Annotated in this window: 19 protein-coding genes; 8 read left to right on the top strand and 11 right to left on the bottom strand. The window is 68.7% G+C overall.

Features of this window, described 5'->3' with window-relative positions; all coding sequences use genetic code 11:
• Window positions 1-8: 8 nt before the first annotated feature.
• Window positions 9-1,013, bottom strand: a complete 1,005-nt coding sequence (locus HNP52_RS05855; RefSeq protein WP_221416101.1) for a LacI family DNA-binding transcriptional regulator — start codon at window positions 1,011-1,013, stop codon at window positions 9-11.
• Window positions 1,014-1,198: 185 nt separating this feature from the next.
• On the opposite strand from HNP52_RS05855, the gene HNP52_RS05850 reads away from it, so the two are divergent.
• Genes HNP52_RS05850 through HNP52_RS05840 form a run of 3 tightly spaced genes read left to right on the top strand, consistent with a single transcriptional unit; the run spans window position 1,199 to window position 4,088 of the window.
• Window positions 1,199-2,317 (top strand): Gfo/Idh/MocA family protein, encoded by a 1,119-nt coding sequence (locus tag HNP52_RS05850; protein ID WP_184163750.1) that lies wholly within the window; start codon window positions 1,199-1,201, stop codon window positions 2,315-2,317.
• Complete coding sequence (locus HNP52_RS05845; RefSeq protein ID WP_184163747.1) at window positions 2,314-3,351, top strand: Gfo/Idh/MocA family protein; 1,038 nt, start codon at window positions 2,314-2,316, stop codon at window positions 3,349-3,351. Before HNP52_RS05850 ends, HNP52_RS05845 begins: the two co-directional genes overlap by 4 nt.
• Window positions 3,348-4,088: a hypothetical protein gene (locus HNP52_RS05840; protein ID WP_184163744.1), complete on the top strand. Its 741-nt coding sequence runs from the start codon at window positions 3,348-3,350 to the stop codon at window positions 4,086-4,088. The genes HNP52_RS05845 and HNP52_RS05840 overlap by 4 nt, the downstream gene beginning before the upstream one ends.
• A 190-nt stretch (window positions 4,089-4,278) precedes the next feature.
• Here the strand turns inward: HNP52_RS05840 and HNP52_RS05835 are convergent, their stop codons facing one another.
• Together HNP52_RS05835 and HNP52_RS05830 are read right to left on the bottom strand one after the other, a co-directional pair.
• On the bottom strand, window positions 4,279-4,656 hold the full coding sequence (locus HNP52_RS05835; RefSeq protein ID WP_184163742.1) for a hypothetical protein: 378 nt from the start codon (window positions 4,654-4,656) through the stop codon (window positions 4,279-4,281).
• Between the two features lie 88 nt (window positions 4,657-4,744).
• Window positions 4,745-5,656: a hypothetical protein gene (locus HNP52_RS05830; protein WP_221416100.1), complete on the bottom strand. Its 912-nt coding sequence runs from the start codon at window positions 5,654-5,656 to the stop codon at window positions 4,745-4,747.
• Window positions 5,657-5,737: 81 nt separating this feature from the next.
• On the opposite strand from HNP52_RS05830, the gene HNP52_RS05825 reads away from it, so the two are divergent.
• Both HNP52_RS05825 and HNP52_RS05820 read left to right on the top strand, forming a co-directional pair.
• Entirely contained in the window at window positions 5,738-6,208 is a 471-nt protein-coding gene (locus HNP52_RS05825) for a heme-degrading domain-containing protein (protein WP_184163739.1), read from the top strand.
• Window positions 6,205-7,227 (top strand): Gfo/Idh/MocA family protein, encoded by a 1,023-nt coding sequence (locus HNP52_RS05820; RefSeq protein ID WP_184163737.1) that lies wholly within the window; start codon window positions 6,205-6,207, stop codon window positions 7,225-7,227. Before HNP52_RS05825 ends, HNP52_RS05820 begins: the two co-directional genes overlap by 4 nt.
• On the opposite strand, the gene HNP52_RS05815 is transcribed toward HNP52_RS05820, so the two are convergent.
• Together HNP52_RS05815 and HNP52_RS05810 are read right to left on the bottom strand one after the other, a co-directional pair.
• Window positions 7,217-9,286 (bottom strand): glycoside hydrolase family 3 C-terminal domain-containing protein, encoded by a 2,070-nt coding sequence (locus HNP52_RS05815; RefSeq protein WP_184163734.1) that lies wholly within the window; start codon window positions 9,284-9,286, stop codon window positions 7,217-7,219. The genes HNP52_RS05820 and HNP52_RS05815 overlap by 11 nt on opposite strands.
• Window positions 9,287-9,662: 376 nt before the next feature.
• Window positions 9,663-10,952, bottom strand: a complete 1,290-nt coding sequence (locus HNP52_RS05810) for an Hsp70 family protein (protein WP_184163731.1) — start codon at window positions 10,950-10,952, stop codon at window positions 9,663-9,665.
• Between the two features lie 111 nt (window positions 10,953-11,063).
• On the opposite strand from HNP52_RS05810, the gene HNP52_RS05805 reads away from it, so the two are divergent.
• Genes HNP52_RS05805 through HNP52_RS05795 form a run of 3 tightly spaced genes read left to right on the top strand, consistent with a single transcriptional unit; the run spans window position 11,064 to window position 14,997 of the window.
• Entirely contained in the window at window positions 11,064-12,689 is a 1,626-nt protein-coding gene (locus tag HNP52_RS05805; RefSeq protein ID WP_184163728.1) for a DUF4173 domain-containing protein, read from the top strand.
• A gap of 11 nt (window positions 12,690-12,700) precedes the next feature.
• The gene (locus HNP52_RS05800) at window positions 12,701-13,402 is read left to right on the top strand and encodes a response regulator transcription factor (protein ID WP_184163725.1); all 702 of its coding nucleotides are present in this window, start codon (window positions 12,701-12,703) and stop codon (window positions 13,400-13,402) included.
• Window positions 13,387-14,997: a HAMP domain-containing sensor histidine kinase gene (locus HNP52_RS05795; protein ID WP_260395931.1), complete on the top strand. Its 1,611-nt coding sequence runs from the start codon at window positions 13,387-13,389 to the stop codon at window positions 14,995-14,997. Before HNP52_RS05800 ends, HNP52_RS05795 begins: the two co-directional genes overlap by 16 nt.
• On the opposite strand, the gene HNP52_RS05790 is transcribed toward HNP52_RS05795, so the two are convergent.
• The 6 genes from HNP52_RS05790 to HNP52_RS05765 form a co-directional block, all read right to left on the bottom strand.
• Window positions 14,967-16,370: an efflux transporter outer membrane subunit gene (locus HNP52_RS05790; protein ID WP_184163722.1), complete on the bottom strand. Its 1,404-nt coding sequence runs from the start codon at window positions 16,368-16,370 to the stop codon at window positions 14,967-14,969. The genes HNP52_RS05795 and HNP52_RS05790 overlap by 31 nt on opposite strands.
• A gap of 4 nt (window positions 16,371-16,374) precedes the next feature.
• Window positions 16,375-17,505, bottom strand: coding sequence for an ABC transporter permease (locus tag HNP52_RS05785; RefSeq protein ID WP_184163719.1), 1,131 nt, complete (start codon window positions 17,503-17,505; stop codon window positions 16,375-16,377).
• Window positions 17,505-18,635 carry an ABC transporter permease gene (locus tag HNP52_RS05780; RefSeq protein ID WP_184163716.1) on the bottom strand — a complete coding sequence of 377 codons (1,131 nt, stop codon included), beginning with the start codon at window positions 18,633-18,635 and terminating at the stop codon, window positions 17,505-17,507. Before HNP52_RS05780 ends, HNP52_RS05785 begins: the two co-directional genes overlap by 1 nt.
• Window positions 18,632-20,359 (bottom strand): ATP-binding cassette domain-containing protein, encoded by a 1,728-nt coding sequence (locus HNP52_RS05775; RefSeq protein WP_184163713.1) that lies wholly within the window; start codon window positions 20,357-20,359, stop codon window positions 18,632-18,634. Before HNP52_RS05775 ends, HNP52_RS05780 begins: the two co-directional genes overlap by 4 nt.
• Window positions 20,360-20,497: 138 nt before the next feature.
• On the bottom strand, window positions 20,498-21,505 hold the full coding sequence (locus HNP52_RS05770) for an HlyD family efflux transporter periplasmic adaptor subunit (protein WP_184163710.1): 1,008 nt from the start codon (window positions 21,503-21,505) through the stop codon (window positions 20,498-20,500).
• Window positions 21,502-22,125, bottom strand: a complete 624-nt coding sequence (locus HNP52_RS05765; RefSeq protein ID WP_184163707.1) for a CerR family C-terminal domain-containing protein — start codon at window positions 22,123-22,125, stop codon at window positions 21,502-21,504. The genes HNP52_RS05770 and HNP52_RS05765 overlap by 4 nt, the downstream gene beginning before the upstream one ends.
• Between the last annotated feature and the right edge of the window lie 153 nt (window positions 22,126-22,278).

Below are 22,278 nucleotides of genomic sequence, written 5' to 3'. Positions count from 1 at the left end.
GCCTGGGCCTAGTCGCGATCCGGAAGAAAGCCCGTAGTTCCCCGCTCGACCAGCGTGAAATCGACCAGCACATCGTCGTCGCCGGCCGAGTCGCCGCCCGCGAGTCGCGTGACCAGCGCAAGCGTCGCCCGCTCGGCCATGTCGGCGATCGGCTGGCGGATCGTGGTCAGCGGCGGCCAGGACTTCACCGCGATCGGCGTATCGTCGAACCCGGCAATGGCCAGCTTCTCGGGAATGCGCAGGCCACGCCGGTGCGCGAGCGAGATGACTGCGGCGGCCATGTCGTCATTCGCCGCGAAGATCGCGCTCGGCGGGTTGGGAAGCTCGAGCAGCTGCTCGCCGGCATCCAATGCCGATTCGAACGTGAAGTCGCCATCGACCATCAGCTCGGCCTCTTCGGCCAGCCCGTGCGTGCGCAGCGCATCGCGATAGCCCTGGCGTCGCCCTGCCGTGGAGCCATGGCTCTCGGGGCCGCCGATAAAGCCGATCCGGCGATGCCCCTGCTCGATCAGCAAATTGGTCATCGCCTCCGCCGCGGCCCGATCATCGACCCGCACCGTGACCATGCCCGGCATCGGCCGACCGGCCGCCACCACCGCGACCGGCACGCCAAGCTCGGCGAGGATCGGCCGCCCCACGACGACTTCCGAATAGGGGGGTGGCAGCAGCAGCGCATTGGCGCCGCTCCGCACCAGGGCGCGCAGCGCTTCGGCCAGCGTCTCATAGTCGGCGCTCTTGCCGCCGTGCTGGACCATCAACTGCGCGCCGCGCGTTGCCGCAGCATGCAGCGTGCCGACCAGCATCGCGCTGAGGAACGCATTCTGGGGATTGGCATAGACCAGCCCGATCCGCGCCGCGCCCGAACTCGCCAGCGCGCGCGCCGCCGCATTGGGCTTGTAGCCGAGCGCCTCGACCGCCTCGCGCACCCGTTCCCGCGTCGCATCACCCATCTTGCCGGTGCCGTTGAGGAAATTCGACACCGTCATCGTCGAGGTGCCGGCACGTTCCGCCACCGCCTGGATTGTTACGCCTGTACTACCGCGCCGCCGCGCCATCCTGCCCGTTCCTGATTCCCGGTTGGCATCGCGACCTGTTTGCGAACCCTCTAGCACAACAAACAACGCCTACGGTTGACAATCTTTCCTAGATTAGTTTAGCGCTAAACTAAATCAGAACACAGATATGGGAGAGTCGCGTGATGGCGAAGATCAGGCTGGGCATGGTGGGCGGCGGCATCGGCTCGTTCATCGGGCCGATGCATCAGCTGGGCGCGCAGCTGAGCGGGCGGTTCGAGCTGGTCGCCGGCGCCTTTTCCAGCGACCCCGAACGCGCGCGGGATGCGGGGGCGAATTACGGCGTGGCGCCCGATCGCTGCTATGCCGGCCACGCCGAGATGATCGCCGCCGAGAAGGCCCGTCCCGACGGCATCCAGGTGCTGGCGATCGCCACCCCCAACCATCTCCATCTGCCCGCCGCGCTGGCCGCGATCGAGGCCGGGCTCCATGTGATGTCGGACAAGCCCGCCACCGCCACGCTCGCCGAAGCCGAGCAGCTGCGCGACGCGCTCGCCGCCGGCACCAGCCTCTACGCGCTCACCTTCACCTATTCGGGCTTCCCGATCATCCGCGAGGCCCGCGCTCGCATTGCCGCAGGCATGATCGGCGCGGTGCGCAAGGTCGTCGTCACCTTCAACCAGGGCTGGCTGGCGAACGCGCTGGAGCAGGCCGGCAATCCCCGCGCCGCCTGGCGGATGGATCCGTCGCGCTCGGGCGTGGGCGGCTGCATCTCGGACATCGGCACCCATGCCTTCCACCTTGCCGAATATGTCACCGGCGACACGGTCAGCGAGATCGTCGCCGATGTGCGCACGCACGTCCCCGGCCGCGCGCTCGACGATGACGCCAATATCCTGATGCGCTTCGCCGGCGGTGCCTCGGGCGTGCTGGCTTCGTCGCAGGTCGCGGTCGGCGAGCGCCTCGGCTTCACGCTGCAGGTGTTCGGCGAGAAGGGCGCGCTGCACTGGCATGCCGAGGCGCCCGAGACTTTGCGTTTCATCGCCGCCGACGGCGCCGTCTCGCTGCTCAGCCCGATGTCGCCCGGCCTGCTCGTCCGCGAGCCGCTGCCGCCCGGCTTTGGCGGCTCGATCCTTGCCGGCTTCGCGGTCCAGTATCGCGACTTCGCCAAGGCGATCGACGGCGACGCCGCGCTGATCGGCACCGTCCTGCCCGGCATCGAAGACGGCGTGCGCACGATGCGTTTCGTCGAGACGGCGGTGCAGGCCAGCGCCGAGCGCGCCGGCTGGACGGCGCTCGCATGAGCGCGCCGCTGACCATCGGCTTCCTCGGCGCCGGCCCGGTCACCCAGGCGATCCACCTGCCGACACTGGCGCAGATGCCCGAGCTATGGCGCGTGGGCAAAGTGATGGACGTCAACGCAGAGGTGGCAGACATCGTCGCCGCGCGCTGCGGCGCTACCGGCGTCACCGATGCCGCGTCGGTGATCGAGGATCCGTCGATCGACGTGGTCGCGATCTGCAGCCCGCATGTCTTCCATGCCGAGCAGCTCGTCGCCGCCGCCCGCGCCGGCAAGCGCGCCGCTCTGGTCGAGAAGCCGCTGGCGGTCAGCCGCGAACAGGCGGAGCAGATCGGCCGCGTCGTCGCCGAGACGGGCATGACCGTGCTGGTCGGCACGATGCACTGGTATGATCCGGGCTTCCGCGCCGGGCTTGCCGCCTGGGAAGCTGAGGGCCAGCGTGCCACTCGCATCCGTTCGGCGATCTTCGTGCCGCCCAACGCCCAGTTCGTGAACGCGGCGACCGAGGAGGCCTTCCCCTCCCCGCCGCCGCCCGCACCACCCGCCGAACAGCCGCCCGAATTCCAGCGCGACCGCCTGCGCCAGACCATCCTTGGCCTCGCCATCCACCATGTCCCGCTGATCCGCCGGCTCTATCCGCAGCTCGGCCAAGTGGTCGAAGCGCGCCGCCACCCGCCCTTCGGCTATTCGGTGCTGATGCGGAATGGCGACCAGATCGCCGAGCTGCTCGCAGTGATGCCCGGCCAATGGCCACCGTCCTGGAGCTTCGAGGCATCGAATGCCGAGCGCCGGCTCCATGTCGATTTCGGCCCGTCCTATATCTCCGCCGGCTCGGGCCGCGCGACACTGAGCGATGCGCGTGGCAGCTATGGATTCAGCCATCCCGATAACGGTTATGCGGCGCAGTGGCGCCACCTGCATGACGTCGTGACGCGCGGCGTGCCGCTCGACACCCCGTTCGACGTCGCGGTCGAGGACCTCGCCTTCGCGCTCGACCTTGCCGATGCCGCTGCCGACGTGATGGAGATCGTCGCATGAACCGGCTGCATGTGATGCCCGCCGACCAGCAGGCCGTGCTCGCCACCCTGCCCAATCGCTTCGTTATCGATGCGGCGGGCGCGGACGTCCAAACCCTGCGCGGCGACGCGCTCGCCGATGCCGCCGCCGGCGCGGTGATGATCGTCGAACCGGGCCTCGCCTCGGCACAAGCGCTGCGCAGCCTCGTCGCCACCGGCCGCCCGATCGGCCTGGCGCTGGCCGCATCCGCCGCGCTGCCCGAAGCGGCGCTGGAGAGCATCCGCGCCCAGGCCAGTGACGTGCCGCTGATCGTCGATGCCGCCGCCGAGACCGCCGGCTCGCTGCGCGCCGCGCTGTTCGAGCTGCTGATGCTGCTCGACACGCTCGGCTGCCGTGCCGAGGGCCTGCGCCTGCTTGCAACCACGCCGAACGAGATCGCGCTGGTGATCGACAGCGCCGACAGCTGGAACGGCACCCGGGTCAGCGCCCGGCGCAGCTTCCGCACCCGCTATGCGCTGGAGACCGTCTCGCGCACCCTGCGCCGCGAGATCGTCATCAACGACATCGCCGTCTCCACCCCGGCCGAAGTCCGCCTGTTCGACGCCACCGGCACCCGCACCGCACTGCCGCGCTACGAAGGCGGCCTGCGCGCCTCGTGGCGGGCGCTGCATGTGCGGCTCACCGAAGGCGCCGGGGATGGCGGGCAGATCGACACGGCGATCCGCCTGCTCGGGCTGCTGGATGGCGTCGCAGTCTAAGCAACCCCTGGTTCCCCGGCGAAGGCCGGGGCCCAGTTGCCACGTCGTTCGAGAGGTCTGACTGCCCTCTCCACCTGCGCCGAGACTGGGCCCCGGCCTTCGCCGGGGAACCAGTGGGTGAAGCCCCAATGGCTACTTTCGGCACGGATACCGACGACCAATTCTGGATGGAAAGCGGACATTCACGCGATCAAGAAGTTGGCTTCCAATTCGGAAGCTCAGCCCTGATCCCTTCGGCCAAAATGCCATACAAATTCGTCATGCGGGAAAGAGCCATTTGGCCTTTTCCTCGATTATCGGAAGGCGGCTTACCCGACACGCCAAAGCCATCGCGCAGAAAGCTCCAATCGTCATATCGATCTTTGAAGTGCGCCAGAAAGTCCCAGCATTCCCGTGTGATGTCCAACTGGTTGGACAGCTCAATCGCGGACAGCTTCTCTCTTATTTTGCCCGGAAACTCTTTCGGATCGCCGAGCACAGCATCGTACACATCCTGAGAAAGAAAGATTTGCAGGTTTGGCCAACGCTCTTGGCCCAACGCCCACCGCTCTCGTTCTAACCTACTCATGGCGCAAGTCTGCCAGCGACTGTGGATGGCAGCAAGCAGGGCGATAACAGGCTGGCCAATGCTAGGACCTTCACCCGGCTGAAGCCCGCTACCCCACCGGATACGCCACATAGGCCAGCCACTCCCCGTCCGGCGACCAGCTGTTGACGTTGATCGATCCCTGCCCGCCGAAGAAGCTGGCGATCGTCCGCACCGCGCCGCCCTCGGCCGGCATCGCCCGCAGCTCGACCGGCAGATTGGGCGGATGTCCCTCCGTCCCTTCGGGGAAGCTGATATAGGCGATGGTCTCGCCGGCAGGGTCGGGATGCGGGAACCAGTCGACCCGGTTGCCCTCGCTCCGCCGCTCGATCCCGCTGCCGTCCGGCCGCATGCGGAACAGGCTGGCGTCGCCCGGCACGCTGGCCTCCAGCTCGCCATTGAACCAGATCCACGCGCCGTCGGGCGACCATTCGGGCCCGTCGACCGGTGCCGGCCCTTCGAGCAGCTGCCGCGCCGGGCCACCCGCTTCGGGCACGATCGCGATGCCCCAGCGCAGCACCTCGCCCGGCCGGATCGTCGCGCAGGCGAGTGCGCTGCCGTCGGGCGAGATGCCGTGGAGATAATAAGCCAGCCCATCCGCCGGGCTCACCTGGCGCGGCGTGCCGCCGGTGACCGGCACCGCATGCACCTTGCGCGCCGCGGTGATGTAGAGCGTCCGGCCGTCGGGCGAGAGCAGATGGTCGTTGTTGGCATCGTCGATCCCGTCAATCGCGATCGGCTCCAGCACCGGTGCGCCCGCCAGCTTCAGGCGGAACAGATGCCCCCCGCCATTGACGATCAGCGCGCCCCCGTCCGGCGTCCAGTTCGGCGCCTCGAGCAGCCGGTCAGCCTCGAGCACCAGCCGGTCCTCGCTGCCGTCGCGGCGGATGATCCGCACCTGCGAGACCTGCCCCGGCAGCAGCGGGCGGAACGGCCCATGCGCGGGATTGGCCCCCGGGGGCGCCTTGGAAACCGTCGTCATGCTTGCGCCTCTCCGCTATTTGACATTGATCGGGACCTGGTAGATTTAGCGCTAAATTAAACTAGAATCGGAGAGCGGGCAATGGACCTGGAAGCAATCGACCGCGAGGAGCAATCGCTCCAGCTGCAGCGCTTCGATGCCGAGGACGCCTGGTGGCTCGGCTGCCATCTGCGCAAGCGTGGCGCGGCGGCCGGTGCCCCGATCGCGATCGAGATCCGCCGCGCCGGCACGCGGCTGTTCAGCGCGCTGCTGCCCGGCGCCACCGCCGACAATCTTGGCTGGATCGATCGCAAGATCGCGCTGGTGATGCGCTTCGAGCGCTCCAGCTATGCAATGCGCCTCAAGTTCGATGCCGCGCCGCCGGGCGCGTTCGATCGCTTCGGGCTCGACCTGCGCACCCATGTCGCTGCCGGCGGCGCGGTGCCGATCCGGATCGCCGGCACCGGGGTGATCGGCGCGGTCGCGATCAGCGGTCTCGCCCAGGAGGAGGATCATCGCTACGCCGTCGAGGCGCTGGCCGCGTTGAAGGCGCACCAGGAGAGCCAGGCATGAGCGCCGCACCCGTGCGCTGGGGCATTCTCGGCCCCGGCACCATCGCCCGCGATTTCCGCGCCGGTGCCGCCGGCTCGACCACCGGCACGATCGCCGCGCTCGGCACCCGCAATCCCGGCCGACCCGAGCTGGCCGAGCATTTCCCCGGCATCCGCGTCGTCACCGGCTATGAGGCGCTGATCGCCGATCCCGGGATCGACGCGATCTACATCGCGACCCCGCACAGCCATCACGCGCACTGGGCGATCGCGGCCGCGCAAGCCGGCAAGCATGTGCTGTGCGAGAAGCCGATGGGCGTCTGCGCCGCCGAGACCGAAGCGATGTTCCTCGCCGCGCGCACCGCGGCGACCTTTCTCGGTGAAGCCTTCATGTACCGCTTCCACCCGCTCGCCAGCCGCATCGCCGAGCTGATCCGTTCGGACGCGATCGGCGAGGTGCGGATGATCCGCTCGAGCTTCGGCTTCGCGGTGCCCGAGGGAGCGCGGGCCGGCCACCGGCTGTTCAAGCCCGAGCTCGGCGGCGGCGCGATCCTCGACCTGGCCGGCTATCCGGTCTCGATGGCCGGGCTTATCGCCGGTGCCCGCGACGGCGGCACCATCCCGATGCCCGACACGATCAGCGCCGTCGGCCATATCGGGCCGAGCGGCGTCGATGAATGGACCTCGGCGCTGCTTCGCTTCCCCGGCGGGATCATGGCCGATCTCTCCTGCTCGATCAGCGTCCGCCAGGAAAACATCCTGCATGTGATGGGCACCACCGGCCGGCTGGAGGTCGACCAGTTCTGGTTCGCCGGCGGCAAGACCGGTGGAGTGAACACGATGCGGCTGATCCGCCCGGACGGGAGCCGCGAGGCGATCGCGGTCGACGAACCGCGCCACCTCTACAGCTTCCAGTTCGAAGCCGCGAACCGCGCGATCCGCTCGGGCGCCACCGAATTCGTCCGGCCCGGCCTCAGCGCGGCGGACAGCATCGCCACCGCCCGCATCGTCGATCGCTGGCTGGCCGAGATCAGAGCGTAACGCGCGTCTCGATCAGCTGGTCGGACGCACCGCCGACCAGCACGCGATAGTCGCCGGCTTCCAGCCGCCAGCCATGCGTCGCCGGATCACGCCAGCAGAGACTCTCCAGGCTCACGAACAGCTGCACGATCCCGGTCTCGCCCGGCGCCAGCGCCACACGGTCGAACGCGCGCAGCAGCTTGACCGGCTGCTCGGCCTCGACGCCAGGCGCGCCGACATAGCATTGCACGACTTCCTCGGCGGCCATCTCGCCGTCATTGCGCACCGCCACCGACACTTCGATCGCGCCGTCCACCACCCGCGCCGTCAGCCCGCGATAGGCGAAGCGCGCATAGGAGAGGCCATGGCCAAAGGCGTAGCGCGGCGTCACCTTGTCGCGGTCGAGCTTGGTATAGCCGTGCCAGCGGTCATATTCGATCGCATCGGCGTCGCGATCGAAGAACGGATAGTCCCCCGCATCGCGCGCCACGGTGAAGGGCAGCTTGCCGGAAGGGCTGACCTCGCCGAACAACAGGCTGGCCAGCGCATGGCCGCCTTCCATGCCGGCATAGAAGCTCATCAGGATCGCGTTCGCGCCCTCGCGCCATTCCTCGACCAGCACCGCCGAGCCCACGACCAGCACGACCACCACCGGCTTGCCGCTCGCCGCCGCCGCGCGGATCAGTTCGACCTGCGCCTCGGGCAGGCCCAGCGACAGGCGGTCGCCACCGATCGGCTCCTTGGAGATGCTCGGGCGGCCCGGCTTGCCATCGGCGCCCAGCGCAATGTCGCCGATGATGTACTCGCCCTCTTCCTTGGCGGTGAAGCCGGCGACGACGACCACCGCATCGGACTCGCGCGCCAGCTGCGTCGCGGCACCCAGGTCCTCGCCGCTGGCATAGGCCACCGCATCGTCACCGAGCAGCGCGCGCAGGCCCTGGAGCGGGGTGATGACATAGGGAGTCCGCACCCGGCTCGAGCCATTGTCGCCGGTATTCTCCATATCGGCGAGCGCACCCAGCACCGCGAGCTTGTGCACCTTGGCGCGGTCGAACGGCAGCGTGCCGTCATTCTCGAGCAGCACCGCGCATTTCTCGGCCACTTCGCGGGCCAGCGCGCGGTGGCTTTCCTGCGCGATCAGCTCCTTCGGATACGCTTCCAGCGGATCTTCCTGCGCGGCGAAGCGGAACTGGGTGGTGAGGATGCGGCGGCATGCCTGGTCGATCACTTCGGGCTCGATCGTCCCGGCCTCGACCGCGGCGACCAGCTTCTCGCCGAACACCAGCGGCTCGGGATTCTCCACGTCGAGACCCGCGGCGGCGCCGTATACCTTGTGGACGCCGCGCACCCAGTCCGAATGGACGAAACCTTCGAAGCCCCATTCGCCGCGCAGCACATCGGTCAGCAGCGCGCGGCTCTGGCCACAGAACTCGCCATTCACCTTGTTGTACGCGGTCATCACCGTCGCCACGCCGGCATCGAGGCAATGCCTGAAGTGTGGCAGATAGACTTCGTGCATCGCGCGCTCGTCGGCGGTCACGTTCACCTTGAAGCGCGCATTCTCCATCGAATTGAGCGCGAAATGCTTCACCGTGGCGATCACGTTATGCGCCTGGATGCCCGTGCCCATCGCCGCGCCCATCACGCCGAGATGCCAGGGATCCTCGCCATAGGTTTCCTGCGCCCGGCCCCAGGCGGGATGGCGCAGCAGGTTGATGCAGACCGCGCCCGAAAAGCTGCAATCCTGCGCGCGCGCCTCCACGCCCATCACTTCGCCTACGCGCCGCTCGAGCGCGGCATCGAAGGTGGCGCCGCGCGCCATGGTGCAGGGGAAGCAAGTGGAGCCGACACGCGTCACGCCGCGCGGGCCGTCGGTGAACATCAGCGGCGGGATGCCCAGCCGCTCGACGCCGCCGCCGGCGCGATAGGGCCGCGCGCCCCAGATCCGGTCGTCCTCGGCGAGCGCGTCGAAGAAGCCCTTGCCGGACATCATCGTGACCTTCTCGTCGAGGGTCAGCTCGGCGAGCACCCGCGTCACCAGTGCATCGATTTCCTGCGCGCCGGCGCCCCTGGCCGGCATCCAGCCCGATTTTGCGCCTGCTTCTTCCGAAATCGATCCCGTGACCACGCGCGCCCTCTCCATTCTGCTTGTCGCCGCCCTGGATTCCCAAAGCAGAATTAGCGCTAAAGCATACAAGCAAGCGCTTGGAAAGATTGAAAGCGAAGATTCGGGGTGGGCGAGCCTTGCAATGTAGGATTTCGCCTGCTCGGCTTGCGCGGCCGACCCGGGGTCAGCCGCTCCTTGAAGCCGCAGGAAAGATAGGATCAGCCGCGCGCAACGATCGTGCGGGATACGGCGCGTTCCCGTAGACAAGGTCAAAATTGCGGGCCGGAAAACCCGCTCTTGGCCTGTACTTCGTGTACTTTGGCGAGTCGCCGTCGCCCGGGATGTTGGATCAGGCCGTCCAGGCGCCGATGTCCGGCTCCTGTCCGATCAGCGCCAGGCCATGCGCGATCGAGGTAAGCTCGCCGCCGGTCGCCAGCTTCTCGGTGCCGAAGCGCTCGGCGAACAGCCGGCGGACACGCGGGGTCAGCGAGGTGCCGCCGGTCAGGAACACCCGGTCGATCGCCTGGGGCTCGGTGCCGGCCATGGTCAGCGCGCGGTCCACCGCCGCTTCGATCCGGGCGATGTCGGGGGCGATCCAGTCCTCGAACTCCGCGCGGGTCACATCGGCCTCGATCGCCAGCTCGCCGCCCTCGAAATGGAAGTGCGCCGCGTCGTCCGACGACAGCGCCCGCTTGAGCGCGCCGATCGCGTGGTAGAGCTGATAGCCGAGCTCGCCTTCGATCACCGCGATCATCCGGCCGATGGCCTCGGGATCGAGCGCGGCGCGCTTGAGCTTCTCGAGCTCGGCCAGCGTCTTGCGGTTGCGCATCAGCGCGAGGCGCGACCAGTCGGAAAAGTCGGTGAACCAGCCGCCGGGGATGTCGAGGATCTTGTCGAACGAACGATAGCTGCCGCCCTTGCCGAGCAGGGGCAGCACCAGATGCTCGACGATGCGCTGGTCGAACCGGTCTCCGGCGATGCCGACACCGGCATGGGCGAGCGGCACGCAGCGCCGCGCGGCGCCCGGCGCCTCGATCCGCACCACCGAGAAGTCGCTGGTACCGCCGCCGAAATCGGCGACCAGCACCGTCGCCGGCTCCTCGATCCGCGAGGCATAGCTGAACGCGGCGCCCAGCGGCTCATAGACATAGTGGATCTCGGCGCCGAAGCCGGCGAACATCATGTCATAGCGCTGGCGGGCGAGCGCGTCGTCGGGCCGGCTGCCGGCATATTCGACCGGCCGGCCGACGACGACCCGGCGTGCGCCGCCGTCCAGCGCGCCGCCCGCCCGCGCCGCCATCAGCCCGAGGAAGGTGCGGCCCAGTTCCTCGAAGCGCAGGCGCTTTTCGAAGACGATCGCATGCTCGAAGCTCGCGCTCGCCGCGACCGACTTGAACGACTGGAGGAAGCGGCTGCCCTCCGGGAACTCGAGATACTCGGCGATCGCCCAGGGGCCGGCGGCTACCGCCAGCCCGCCGCGCACATCCTCGTCCTGCCAGAAGCACAGGGCCGATCGGAACACCGGATCGGCGCGCTCCGGCCCGGCAAGCTGGACCAGCTCGGAGCGGCCATCGACAGCAAGCGCCGCGACGGAGTTGGTGGTGCCGAAATCGAAGCCAAGGGCGGGAAGCTGAGTCATGGTCGGGCGCCTCTATCGCCCTGCACACTATCTGCACAGCCTCTCCACCGGCTTCGGCATGCCGGCTGGACGGCGATGCGCGATCAGCACTCCCGAACCTGGGAGACCCGCATGGCGCACCGTTACCTTTTCCTGCTCAAGATCCCCGCCGCGATCCTGCTGATCGTCGCCGCCGACCAGCTGCTGCTGAACGGCGCGATGGGATCCTGGTTCGGCGGGCTGGCGCTCGGCTGGATCGGCCTGCTGCTCGCGGTCCGCCCGGCGCTGCGCCGGCCCGCCAGCCTGGTTGCCTTGGGCATAGCGGCCGGCTTCGCGCTGGTGCTGGCCTATGATCCGTGGCCGCTCGGCTGGGCATTGTTCTGGAGCGCGCTGTCGATCGCCGCGCTGATGCCGCGGATCGGGCGGTTCGACGATGCCGGGCGCTGGGGCCTGCGCCTGCTCGCCCATGGATTGAGCGGCCCGCTCACCCCGCTGCTCGACCTGGCCCGCCTCTCGCGCCGGCGTCCGCAGCGCGGCGGGCCCACCCCGGCGAACCTGCTGACATTGCTGGTCCTGCCGCTGGCGATGACCGGCCTGTTCGTCGCACTCTTCGCCAGCGCCAACCCGATCATCGCCGAGACGCTGGGCCAGGTCCGCCTGCCCTGGTTCGGCGAAGTGGTCTTCTGGGGCATGACCTTGGTGGTGGTCTGGCCGAGCCTGCGCCCGTCGCGCTGGGCGACGCGCGTCACCACATTGCTACCGCGCACCGGAATGCCGCTGCCGAGCCTCCCCGCCGCGTCGCTGCTCCTGTCGCTGCTGCTCTTCAACCTGGTGTTCGCGGTCCAGAACGGGCTCGACCTTGCCTTTCTATGGAGCGGCGCGCCGCTGCCCAAAGGGATGACCCTGGCGGACTATGCCCATCAGGGCGCCTATCCGCTGATCGCCACGGCGCTGCTCGCCGGATTGTTCGTGCTGGTCGCGCTGCGGCCCGGCTCGCCGAGCGCCGCCAATCCCGCGATCCGGCGGCTGGTGGTGCTGTGGGTGGCGCAGAACCTGCTGCTCGTCGCCTCGTCGATCCTGCGCACGCTCGACTATGTCGAGGCCTATTCGCTCACTGCCTTCCGCATCGCTGCCTTGGCCTGGATGGGGCTGGTGGCGATCGGGCTCGCGCTGATCTGCTGGCGGATGCTCGCCGGCAAGAGCGCCGCCTGGATGATCAACGCCAATGCGCTGATGGCCGCGCTGGTGCTGAGCGCCGCGAGCGTCGTCGACCTCGACGCCACCGCCGCGGCCTGGAATGTCCGCCATGCCCGCGAGGTTGGCGGGCGCGGCGTGCAGCTCGACCTTTGCTACCTGTCGCGCAGCGGTTCCTCCGCGCTGGTCTCGCTGGTCGAGCTGGAACGTCGCCCGCTCCAGCCCGGCTTCCGCGACCGGGTGCGCTTCGTCCGCGACCTCCAGTTCCGGATGCTCGCCGACGCCCAGGCCGATTGGCGCAGCTGGACCTGGCGCGGCGCCCAGCGGCTGGCCACCGCCCGCCAGCTGCTCGGGCTCAACCCGCCCATGCCCGCAGCCCTGCCACCCGGCGCCTTCCGCGATTGCGACGGCTCGATCCAGCTGCCGGCCCCGCCAAGCGCGCCCGAACCCGCTCCGACAACCGCTGCCAGCGCGGCGGAGGCAGCGGCCCAGGCGACCGAGGCCGCGGTCGCCAACGCCGCGGCCAATGCCACTCCGCCATTGACCGGAGCAGCGTCGCGATGATCCAATGCCCCATGCCCCGCACCATCCTTGTCGCCGATGACGATCCCCATATCCGCCAGCTGCTCGTCTTCGCCCTCGCCAAGGCCGGGCTCGGGACGCTCGAGGCAGCCGATGGCGAGGAGGCGCTGAAGATCGCCGAGACCCAGGCGCCCGACCTGATCGTGCTCGACATCAACATGCCGCGCATGGACGGGCTGGAGGTCTGCCGCCGCCTGCGCGCCGAGGGTGGGCTGCCGATCCTGTTCCTCTCCTCGCGCGACGACGAGATCGACCGGATCATCGGCATCGAGCTGGGCGCGGACGATTATGTCACCAAGCCGTTCTCGCCTCGCGAAGTGGTTGCCCGGGTGATGGCGGTGCTACGCCGCACCGCCGCCCACGCGCCCGATGTCGACCGCGCTGCCCCGCCGATCCGCCATGGCAGGCTGGCGCTCGATACCGAGAGCTGGGAAGCACGCTGGGGGGGAGCGCCGGTACCGCTCACCGTCACCGAGTTCGGTATCCTGCGCACGCTGGCCGCCATGCCTTCCAAGGTGTTCAGCCGCGACGCGCTGATCGACCGGCTGCGCGGCCCCGGCTTCGCGCTCACCGACCGGACGATCGACAGCCATATCCGCAACATGCGCGCCAAGTTCGCCCAGGCCGGCGCGCAGGACCTGATCGAGACGCGCCCCGGCATCGGCTATCGCATCGGCGCATGTTCGGAGGGCTGACCGAAGCGATCAAGGCGCCGATCCGGCGCTTCTGGCCGCGGCTGAGGCTGCGGACGATCCTGCTCGTCACCTTCGTGTTCGTAGCGGCGCTGCCCGGTGTCGGCGCGCTGTTCCTGCGCGTCTACGAGAACACGCTGGTCCGCCAGACCGAAGCGGAGCTGATCGCGCAAGGGACGGCCCTGGCGGCAGTTGCCAGCGCCGAATGGCCGGGATCGAGTGGCCCCGAGCTGATCCCCCGCGTCTCCAACGGCATCGCCGGCGGCCCGCTGTCAACAATCGATCTCGGCACCCGGCCGATGCCGGAGCGGCCCGAACCCGCGAGCGTGGCCGGCAGTCCCGCGGCCGATGCCCAGGCCGCCGCGATCCGCCTTGCCCCCCTGTTCGATGCGACCGCCGACGCGACGCTCGCCTCGATCCTGCTGCTCGCGCCCGATGGCCGGATCCTGATCGGCAAGAATGCCGGGAAGAGCCTGGCCGGGCTGCCCGAACTGGCGGCGGCGCGAGGCGGCAAGGCGGAAACGGTGCTGCGCCGGCGCGGCGACTATCGTCCGGAATATGCCTTTGAATGGCTGAGCCGGGCCTCGGGCCTGCGCATCCACCATGCCCGGCCGGTGCTGGTGAACGGCAAGGTGGTCGCGGTGCTGCTGCTCTCCCGCTCGCCGCGCGCGCTGTTCCGCGGCCTTTATGAGGATCGCGGGAAGATCCTGTTCGGCATCGGCGCGATCTTCGCGACCCTGGTGGTATTGAGCGGCCTGCTCTCGCGCGGCATCGCGCGGCCTATCGAGATGCTGAGCCAGGCGACGCGCGACGTGGCGCGGGGCGGCGGCACCGTGCCCGAGGCGCCGCACACCGCCGCGATCGAGATCCAGGCGCTCTACAGCGATTTCGCGACGATGGCCGACGCGATCGACCGGCGTTCGCGCTATCTGCGCGACTTCGCCCATGCGGTGAGCCACGAGTTCAAGACTCCGCTCGCCGGCATTCGCGGCGCGATCGAGATCCTCGAAGACCATCACGCCGACATGGACGAGGCGGATCGCCGTCGCTTCCTTGCCAATGCCGGCGCCGATGCGGACCGGCTGGCCCAGCTGGTCACCCGGCTGCTGGAGCTGGCGCGGGCGGACATGGCCGAAGCCGAGGCGGACGCCTCCACCGATGTCGCCCTGCCGCTGCGCCGGATCGCCGATGCCTGGACGGATCGCGGATTGGCGATCACGCTCGACCTGCCCGAAGCCCTGCCCCGCGCCGCGCTGCCGAGCACGATGCTGGAGGCGATCGTCGAGAGCCTGGTCGAGAACAGCCGCCAGGCCGGTGCAGCGCGGGTTCGGATGGCGGCGATGCAGGCGGATGGCGAGATTCTGTTGACCATCGCCGATGACGGCCCCGGCATTCCCGAGGCGGATCGCGCGCGCATCTTCGAGCCCTTCTTCACCAGCCGCCGCGCCGCCGGAGGTACCGGCCTGGGCCTGCCGATCGCGCGCTCGCTGCTCGCCTCGCATGGCGGGACGATCGCGCTGGCTCCGATCGAACGCGGCACCAGTTTCGAGATCCGCGTGCCGATCGCTCAGCTCCAGCCGCCGCCGAGCGCCTTGTAGAGCGCGGTTGCCGCCTGCGCCTTGGCGGCGCGGGCCTGCTGGTCGCGGCGCTGGGCGGCGAGCAGCGACTGGCGGGCGCGTTCGAGCGTGAGCTTGTCGTCTTCGCCGCTGTCCGCCCGCTTTTGCGCGAGCGAAAAGGCGCTTTGCTCTCGGGCCAGCGAGGCAGCGGCGTCCTCGGCGGTGGCGCGGGCATTGAGGAAGCGGTTGATCGCCGCCTCGCTGTCCGCCAGCGCGCCGACCACCGCCTTTTCGTAGCGCGCGGCGGCGGCATCGGCGCGGGCATCGGCGGCGCGGATCTGGGCGCGGATCGTGCCACCCTGGAAGATCGGCCAGGAGAAGCTCGGCCCGATCTGGAGCCGGAAGGAATCGCCCGAGACGAGATCGCCGGGCTTGCGCGCCTGCTGACCAATGCTGCCGAGCAGGCTGAAGCGCGGGAAGAGATCAGCGGTGGCGACGCCGATATCGGCGGTCGCCGCCGCAAGCTCGCGCTCGGCGCGGCGGACATCGGGGCGCCGCTCGAGCAGCTCCGAGCGCAGGCCGATCAGGATGCCATCGGGGCTCGCCGGCAGAGGTGCGGCAGCCTGCAGCTCGGGCACCACCTGCTCGGGCGGCACGCCGACCAAGGTGGCGATTCGATAGGCGGCGGCGCTGGCCTGGGCGCGGGCGTTGGGCACGGCGGCGGCGCTAGCCCTGGCCGCGCTGTCGGCACGGTCGAGCTCGAGCCGCGAGGCTTCGCCATGGTCGAAGCGGAGCTTTGTGAGACGCGCGAGTTCGGCATCCGAGGACGCCTGCGCCTCGGCGGTAGCGCCATCGGCCTGGGCGGCGCGCAGGTCCATATAGCCGCGGACGACTTCGGCGATCAGGGTGAGCATCACGTCGCGCCGGGCATATTCGGCGCTCTCCTCGCGCGCGGTTGCGCCCTGCATCTGGCGGGTGCGGCGGCCCCAGAGATCGACTTCCCAGCTCGCATCGAAGCCGAGATCGTAAAGCGGGAAATCACGCGAGAAGCCGGGGAACGGGATGTTGCCGATCGGCAGCTGGCCGTTGTTGCTCAGCACATTCTCGGTCGCCGAGCCCTTGGCAGTGACGCTGGGCAGGCGCCCGCCGGCGACCGCCTCGCGATTGGCGCGTGCCTCGGCCAGCCGGGCCTGGGCTTCCCTGAGGTCCGGGCTGGACGTCACCGCGCGCTGGACCAGCGACGAGAGCTGCGGATCGCCGAACCGGTCCCACCATTGCAGATCGACCTGGCCGGGTGCGCCGGCTTCGAGCCAGTCTGGCGCAGCCCTGGTCTCGGGCGCATGATAGTCCGGCCCCACCGTGCAGGCGGAAGCCAGCAGCACCGGCAGCAGGAACAGCGGGAGCGAACGGGTCATCTTGTTACTCCATGCGCGCACGGAAGAGCCAGGCCGAGGCGGAAAGCGTCACGCAGGCGATCAGCGCCAGGGGCCAGAGCTGGTGGAACACCGCCGCCGCCGGCATCGCCTTGAGGAACAGCCCCTGGACGATGGTGAGGAAATAGCGGGCGGGATCGAGATAGGTGATCGTCTGCAGCCAGTCCGGCATGTTGTCGATCGGGCTGGCATAGCCGGAGAGCAGGATCAGCGGCGTCGTCACCAGGAACACGCCGAGGAATGCCTGTTGCTGGGTCTGCGAGGCGGCGGAGATCAGCATGCCGAGCCCGATCAGCGCGAGCAGGTACATGCCGAGCGACAGGAAGAAGAGCAGCAGCGATCCGGTGAAGGGCACGCCGAACACCAGGGGCGCGACCACCAGATAGACGCTGCCGTTGATCATGCCGATGATGAAGGGCGGCACCATCTTGCCGATCAGGATCTCATGGACCCGCAAGGGCGAGACCATCAGCTGATCGAACGTGCCCAGTTCCCGTTCGCGCGCAACCGATTGCGAGGTGACCGCGAGCCCCGCCACCGAGGTGATGATCGCGACCAGCGAGGGCAAGGTGAACCAGATATAGTCGAGCGCGGGGTTGTACCAGTTGGTCACCACGCTGCCGCCCGCTGCCCCGCGCAGCTGGGGCGGGGCGAGCTCGGCGCCCATCGTGCCGGCGATATTGGTGATATAGCCGGTGACGATCTGGGCCGCGTTGGAGCGGCGGCCGTCGAGCACCAGGCCGATGGTGGCGCTCCGGCCGCGGGCGAGCTGGCGGTCGAAATCCTCGTCGATCACCAGGGCGGCGATCACCTTCTGGTTGTCGATCGCCGATTTGAGCTCGGCGGGGGTCGCCAAACGCTTGATATGGCGGAAGTTCGGGCTGCCGGCGATGCGCTGGACCAGCTCGACCGAATGCGCGCCCGAGCTGCGATCGAGGATGCCGATATCGACATTCTTGACGTCGAGCGTGGTCGCATAGGTGAAGATGAACAGCTGCATCAGCGGCGGCACGAACAGCACCAGCCGCGACTGCGGATCGCGCAGCACCGCCCACATCTCCTTGACGATCATGGCGACCAACCGGCGCAAGCCGGCGCCTTCAAGGAGCCGACGCATCAGTCGAGGCTCCGGCGGGTGACGCGGAAGGAGAGCGTGAAAAACACCATGCCGAACAACAGCATGATGCCGATGTTGGGCAGCAGCAGCCCCCATTGGTCGCCGGCGAGGAACACCGTCTCGAGGCTGGGGATCAGGTAACGCGCGGGGACGATATAGGTCAGCGCCTGGATCGGCCAGGGCATCGAGCCGATCTCGAAGATGAAGCCCGAGAGCAGGAAGGTGGGGAGGAAGGCCGAGAGCAGCGCCACCTGGCTGGCGACGAACTGGTTCTTGGTCGCCGCCGAGATGAACAGGCCGAGACCGAGCGCGGGCATCAGGAAGGCCGAGGAAATGGCGTAGAGCGCGAAGATCGAGCCGCGGAACGGCACCCCGAACACCCACACCCCGATGACCGCGCAGAGCGTCATCGAGGCCTGGGCCAGGAAGAAATAGGGGATGACCTTGGACGCGATGAACTCGGCCATCGAGATTGGCGTGGCCATCATCGCTTCCATCGTCCCGCGCTCCCATTCGCGGGCCACCACCAGCGCGGTCAGCAGCGTGCCGACCATGGTCATGACATTGGCAATCGAGCCGGGGACGAGGAAGAATTTGCTCTTGAGTTCAGGGTTGTACCAGTAGCGCGCCGAGACGATCACCGGGGCTTCGCGGGCGCCGGGATTGCGCTCGAGCCCCTCGGCCGCGGCCCAGCTCGCCCGCACGCCCTCGCCGTAAGCGGCTGCGAAATTGGCGGTATTGGGCTGGGACCCGTCGGTGACGATCTGGATCGGCGGCATGTGCCCGCGCTTGATCCCGGCGCCGAAATCCTGGGGGATGACGATCAGCGCGCGCAGCTCGCCATCGACCAGCTTGTCGCGCACCTGCGCCACCGTCCGGGCCTCGGTGACCTCGAAATAACGCGAGTTCCTATAGGCTTGGGCCAGACGCAAAGCAGGCGCGCTGCTGTCCTGGATGACCAGGCCGACGCGCGTCCGGGTGCTGTCGAGCGAGACCGCATAGCCGAACAGGAAGAGCAGGATCATCGGCAGCACGAAGGCGATCAGGAAGGTCGACGGATCGCGCAGGATCTGCGCGGCCTCCTTGCGGACCAATGCGGCCAAGCGCCTGAGATCGAAGCGGAACCTCATGCGGCCTCGCGCGCCTCGCGCTTGCGGTCGAACGCCTCGATCAGGGCGATGAAGGCATCCTCCATCGTCGGATCGGCCGCGCCGGTGAGGCGGGCGGCTTCGGCCTTGAGCTCATCCGGGGTGCCGGTGGCGATCTGCTCGGCGCGGTAGATCAGCGTCGCGCGGTCGCAATATTCGGCTTCGTCCATGAAGTGCGTGGTGACCAATACGGTCACGCCCTTCTCGACCAAACCATTGATGTGCATCCAGAATTCCCGGCGCGTCACCGGATCGACGCCCGAGGTGGGTTCGTCGAGGAAGAGCACCGGGGGCTCGTGCATCACCGCGCAGGCCAAGGCGAGGCGCTGCTTGAAGCCCAAGGGCAGGGTGCCGGCGTTGACGTCGAGCTTGTCGTGCAGCTCGAATATCTCGATCATCGCCTCGATCGCGCGCTGCGCCTTGTCGCGCGGCAGGTCGTAAGCCCCTGCAAAGAAATCGAGATTCTGGCGGACGGAGAGGTCGCCATAGAGGGAGAATTTCTGGGCCATATAGCCCAGCGACGCCCGCGCCGCGGCGGCGGACTTGCGGAGCGACTTGCCAGCAACCGCTCCAGTCCCCGAAGTTGGCGAAAGTAACCCGCAAAGCATCTTGAAGGTGGTCGACTTGCCGGCGCCATTGGGCCCGAGCAGGCCGAATATCTGTCCCCTTGGGATGCGGAAGTTCATATCCCTGGCCGCGGTGAACGCGCCGAAGACCTTGGTGAGGCCGTTCGCCTCGATCGCGCAGTCCGTGGTCTCGGGGATGGTGCGGTAGCGTGCGGCGAGAGCGGAAGTGCCCTTGGGGCCGCCGCCGAGCCGCTCGATGAACCCGTCCTCGAAGCGCGGATCGGCTGTGTCCACTTCGGTGTCTGGTCCGGCTGCAAGCGCCTGGGCATCGGGCACCGGCTTGCCGTCGGCGACCAGCAGACGCACCGAACGGCCCTGGATCGTGCCGTCGATCACGTCGTCACGGTCGAGCGCGCGGGTGAGGAACTGGCGGCGGCGGGCCTCGAAACCGCTCACCCGGATCACCCGGTCCCGCACATGACCGGTCAGTTCGGCGGGAGGACCGTCGAACAACAGCTTGCCTTCATTGAGCAAATAGACGGTGTCGCACTTCTCCGCCTCGTCCAGATAGGCGGTCGACCAGAGCACGCCGATGCCCTGTTCGGTAAGATCCCCCACCATGGCCCAAAGCTCGCGCCGGCTGATCGGATCAACGCCAACCCCGGGCTCGTCGAGCAGCAAAACCTTAGGAGTCTTCACCAAGGCACAGGCAAGCCCGAGTTTCTGCTTCATGCCGCCCGAGAGCTTGCCGGCCAGCCGATCCTGGAAACGGGCGAGATCGGTGAACGCGAGCAGCTTGTCGAAACTATCCTGCTGCTCGTTTCGGGGCAGCCCGCGCACTTCGGCGTATAGTTTGAGGTTCTCGAGGACGGAGAGATCCTCGTAGAGCCCGAAACGCTGGGGCATATAGCCGAGAGTTTCGAGCTTTTCCCCCGGCTTGCCCCCCAGGACAGAAACAGTCCCCGAAGTGGGCGCCATCAGTCCGGCGAGGATGCGGATCAGCGTGGTCTTGCCCGCGCCGTCCGGCCCGACCAGCCCGGTGATGCGGCCGGGCTCGATCGCCATCGAGACGCCGTCGAGCGCGCGGTTGGCGTCGAAGGCTTTTACGAGGTCGGTGGTGCTGGCGAGGGGCTGGGTCATTTCGCCCTCAGCCAAGTTCCCGCGTCACCCTGAACTTGTTTCAGGGTCCAACGCGCCTCAAGCGATATCGCCGGGGGAGCGTTGGATGCTGAAACGAGTTCAGCATGACGAAGAAGAGGGGGCAGCGACGCCACCCCCTCAGCCCTTGTGCTTCGGGCGGGCGCCGGGGACGGAGACGCTGACCGGCTGGCCCTGGCGCAGGCCGTCGTCGGGATCGTCGACGATGATGCGGAGCTGGTAGACGAGATCGGTGCGGAGGTTCTCGGTCTCGACCGTCTTGGGCGTGAACTCGGCGCGGGGGGAGATATAGCCGATCGTGCCCTTGTAGCGCCTGGGGTTGCCGTCGGCGGTGACCACCACCTGCATCCCCGGGCTGATCCGCGACAGATCGCTCTCCGCGACATAGGCGCGCACCCGCAGCGGTCGCATGATCGCCAGGGTCAGCACCGTCTCGCCGGGCTGGACGATGGCGCCGGGCTCGCGGGCGCGGGTGACGACGGTGCCGTCGGTGGAGGCGAGCAGGCGCGCGTCGCCGAGATCGGTGGCGGCGCTCTGGCGGGCGGCGGTCGCCGCGCGGACATCGGCTGCGGCGGCAGCCACGTCCTCCTTGCGGCTGCCGGCGTTCATCAGCGACAGCGCCTGCTGGGCCTGGGCGAGATCGGCGCGGGCCTTGTCGCGGGTGGCGACGGTCTGCTCCCAGAGGTCGCGGCTGATCGCGCCGGGCTCGACCAGGGGCTGGCGGCGGGCATAGTCGCGATCGGCATCCTGGCCGACCGCGGCGGCGGCGGCGACCCGGGCACGGGCCTGGGCGATATCCTGGGCGCGGTTGCCGTTGCGCAGCTTGGCCAGCTGGGCCTCGGCCTGGGAGACTTTCGCATCGGCCTGGGCGATGCGGCTGTCGAGCATGGCGGCATCGAGCGTGGCGAGCAGCTGGCCCTGCCTGACCTTGGCCCCCTCCTCCACCGTGATGCCCGAGATCCGGCCGTTCACCCGGAAGCCCAGATCGACTTCGCGGATATCGACATTGCCGTTCAACTTGAGCGCGCCGTCATCCTTCGCGCGGAACAGGCCGAAGCCGCTGGTGGCGATCGCGGCGATCACCAGCACGACGATGACGACGAGGATCGCGATGCGGCGGCGGTTCATGCGGGATTCTCCGACAGGATGCAGAGGGCGTTGGCGCGCAGGCGGGCGCGGAGCAGTTTCTGGGTGGGCTCGTCGATCGTCTCGACCGAAAGGATGCGGGTGACGGCGGCACGGGCGACCCGCAGCACCAGCGACTGGCCGAACAGGAGGATCCCCATCGCCAGCACCTCGCGCTCGCCGAGATCGGTGCGGACGCGCTTGAGGGTGACGACGAAGGTCTCGACCACGCCCTGCATCACCCCGGTATAGAGCCGGTCGAATGCTTCGGTGGGGTTCTGCTGCTCGCGGGTGATGAACAGCGCCCAGGCTTCGGTCTGCGGGCTGAGCATCATCAATGCGAAGCCGTCGAGCACGGCAAGCAGCGCCTCGATCGCTTCCTCGCGGCTGCCCTTCTCGGCGACGGCGCGGGCAGCTTCGAGCGCCGGTCCCTGGATGGTCTTCACACTGGCGGCGATGTGATCGGCGGCGGCGAGATAGAGGCCCTGCTTGCCGCCGAAATGATAGGTGATCGACGACATCGCCGTGCCCGAGGCGCGGGCGATCTCGCGCGTGCTCGCCCCTTCGAAGCCGTGGCGGCCGAATTGCTCGATTGCCGTGTCGATCAGGATCTGGCTGGTCATCGCACCGAATCTTGTTCGTTCGAACGAACTAATATTGGATGCGCAGGTTTGAAGCAAGGGGTTTGGTTTCGCGAGGCCCGCCCTGTTCCCCGGCGAAGGCCGGGGTCCAGTTGCAATGTCGGTCGAGAGGTTCGACCCGCCTCACCCACTTCG

The sequence above is a fragment of the Sphingomonas kyeonggiensis genome (assembly GCF_014204495.1).
Lineage (GTDB): Bacteria > Pseudomonadota > Alphaproteobacteria > Sphingomonadales > Sphingomonadaceae > Sphingomonas > Sphingomonas kyeonggiensis_A.
This window is presented reverse-complemented; position numbering and strand designations above follow the sequence as displayed.

Coding starts and splice junctions, on each gene's coding strand:
- HNP52_RS05850 (WP_184163750.1), top strand. CDS start 1,199: ATGGCGAAGATCAGGCTGGGCATGGTGGGCGGCGGCATCGGCTCGTTC.
- HNP52_RS05785 (WP_184163719.1), bottom strand. CDS start 17,505: ATGCGTCGGCTCCTTGAAGGCGCCGGCTTGCGCCGGTTGGTCGCCATG.
- HNP52_RS05825 (WP_184163739.1), top strand. CDS start 5,738: ATGGACCTGGAAGCAATCGACCGCGAGGAGCAATCGCTCCAGCTGCAG.
- HNP52_RS05815 (WP_184163734.1), bottom strand. CDS start 9,286: ATGCCGGCCAGGGGCGCCGGCGCGCAGGAAATCGATGCACTGGTGACG.
- HNP52_RS05830 (WP_221416100.1), bottom strand. CDS start 5,656: ATGACGACGGTTTCCAAGGCGCCCCCGGGGGCCAATCCCGCGCATGGG.
- HNP52_RS05795 (WP_260395931.1), top strand. CDS start 13,387: ATGTTCGGAGGGCTGACCGAAGCGATCAAGGCGCCGATCCGGCGCTTC.
- HNP52_RS05800 (WP_184163725.1), top strand. CDS start 12,701: ATGCCCCGCACCATCCTTGTCGCCGATGACGATCCCCATATCCGCCAG.
- HNP52_RS05770 (WP_184163710.1), bottom strand. CDS start 21,505: ATGAACCGCCGCCGCATCGCGATCCTCGTCGTCATCGTCGTGCTGGTG.
- HNP52_RS05820 (WP_184163737.1), top strand. CDS start 6,205: ATGAGCGCCGCACCCGTGCGCTGGGGCATTCTCGGCCCCGGCACCATC.
- HNP52_RS05840 (WP_184163744.1), top strand. CDS start 3,348: ATGAACCGGCTGCATGTGATGCCCGCCGACCAGCAGGCCGTGCTCGCC.
- HNP52_RS05790 (WP_184163722.1), bottom strand. CDS start 16,370: ATGACCCGTTCGCTCCCGCTGTTCCTGCTGCCGGTGCTGCTGGCTTCC.
- HNP52_RS05805 (WP_184163728.1), top strand. CDS start 11,064: ATGGCGCACCGTTACCTTTTCCTGCTCAAGATCCCCGCCGCGATCCTG.
- HNP52_RS05845 (WP_184163747.1), top strand. CDS start 2,314: ATGAGCGCGCCGCTGACCATCGGCTTCCTCGGCGCCGGCCCGGTCACC.
- HNP52_RS05810 (WP_184163731.1), bottom strand. CDS start 10,952: ATGACTCAGCTTCCCGCCCTTGGCTTCGATTTCGGCACCACCAACTCC.
- HNP52_RS05775 (WP_184163713.1), bottom strand. CDS start 20,359: ATGACCCAGCCCCTCGCCAGCACCACCGACCTCGTAAAAGCCTTCGAC.
- HNP52_RS05765 (WP_184163707.1), bottom strand. CDS start 22,125: ATGACCAGCCAGATCCTGATCGACACGGCAATCGAGCAATTCGGCCGC.
- HNP52_RS05780 (WP_184163716.1), bottom strand. CDS start 18,635: ATGAGGTTCCGCTTCGATCTCAGGCGCTTGGCCGCATTGGTCCGCAAG.
- HNP52_RS05835 (WP_184163742.1), bottom strand. CDS start 4,656: ATGAGTAGGTTAGAACGAGAGCGGTGGGCGTTGGGCCAAGAGCGTTGG.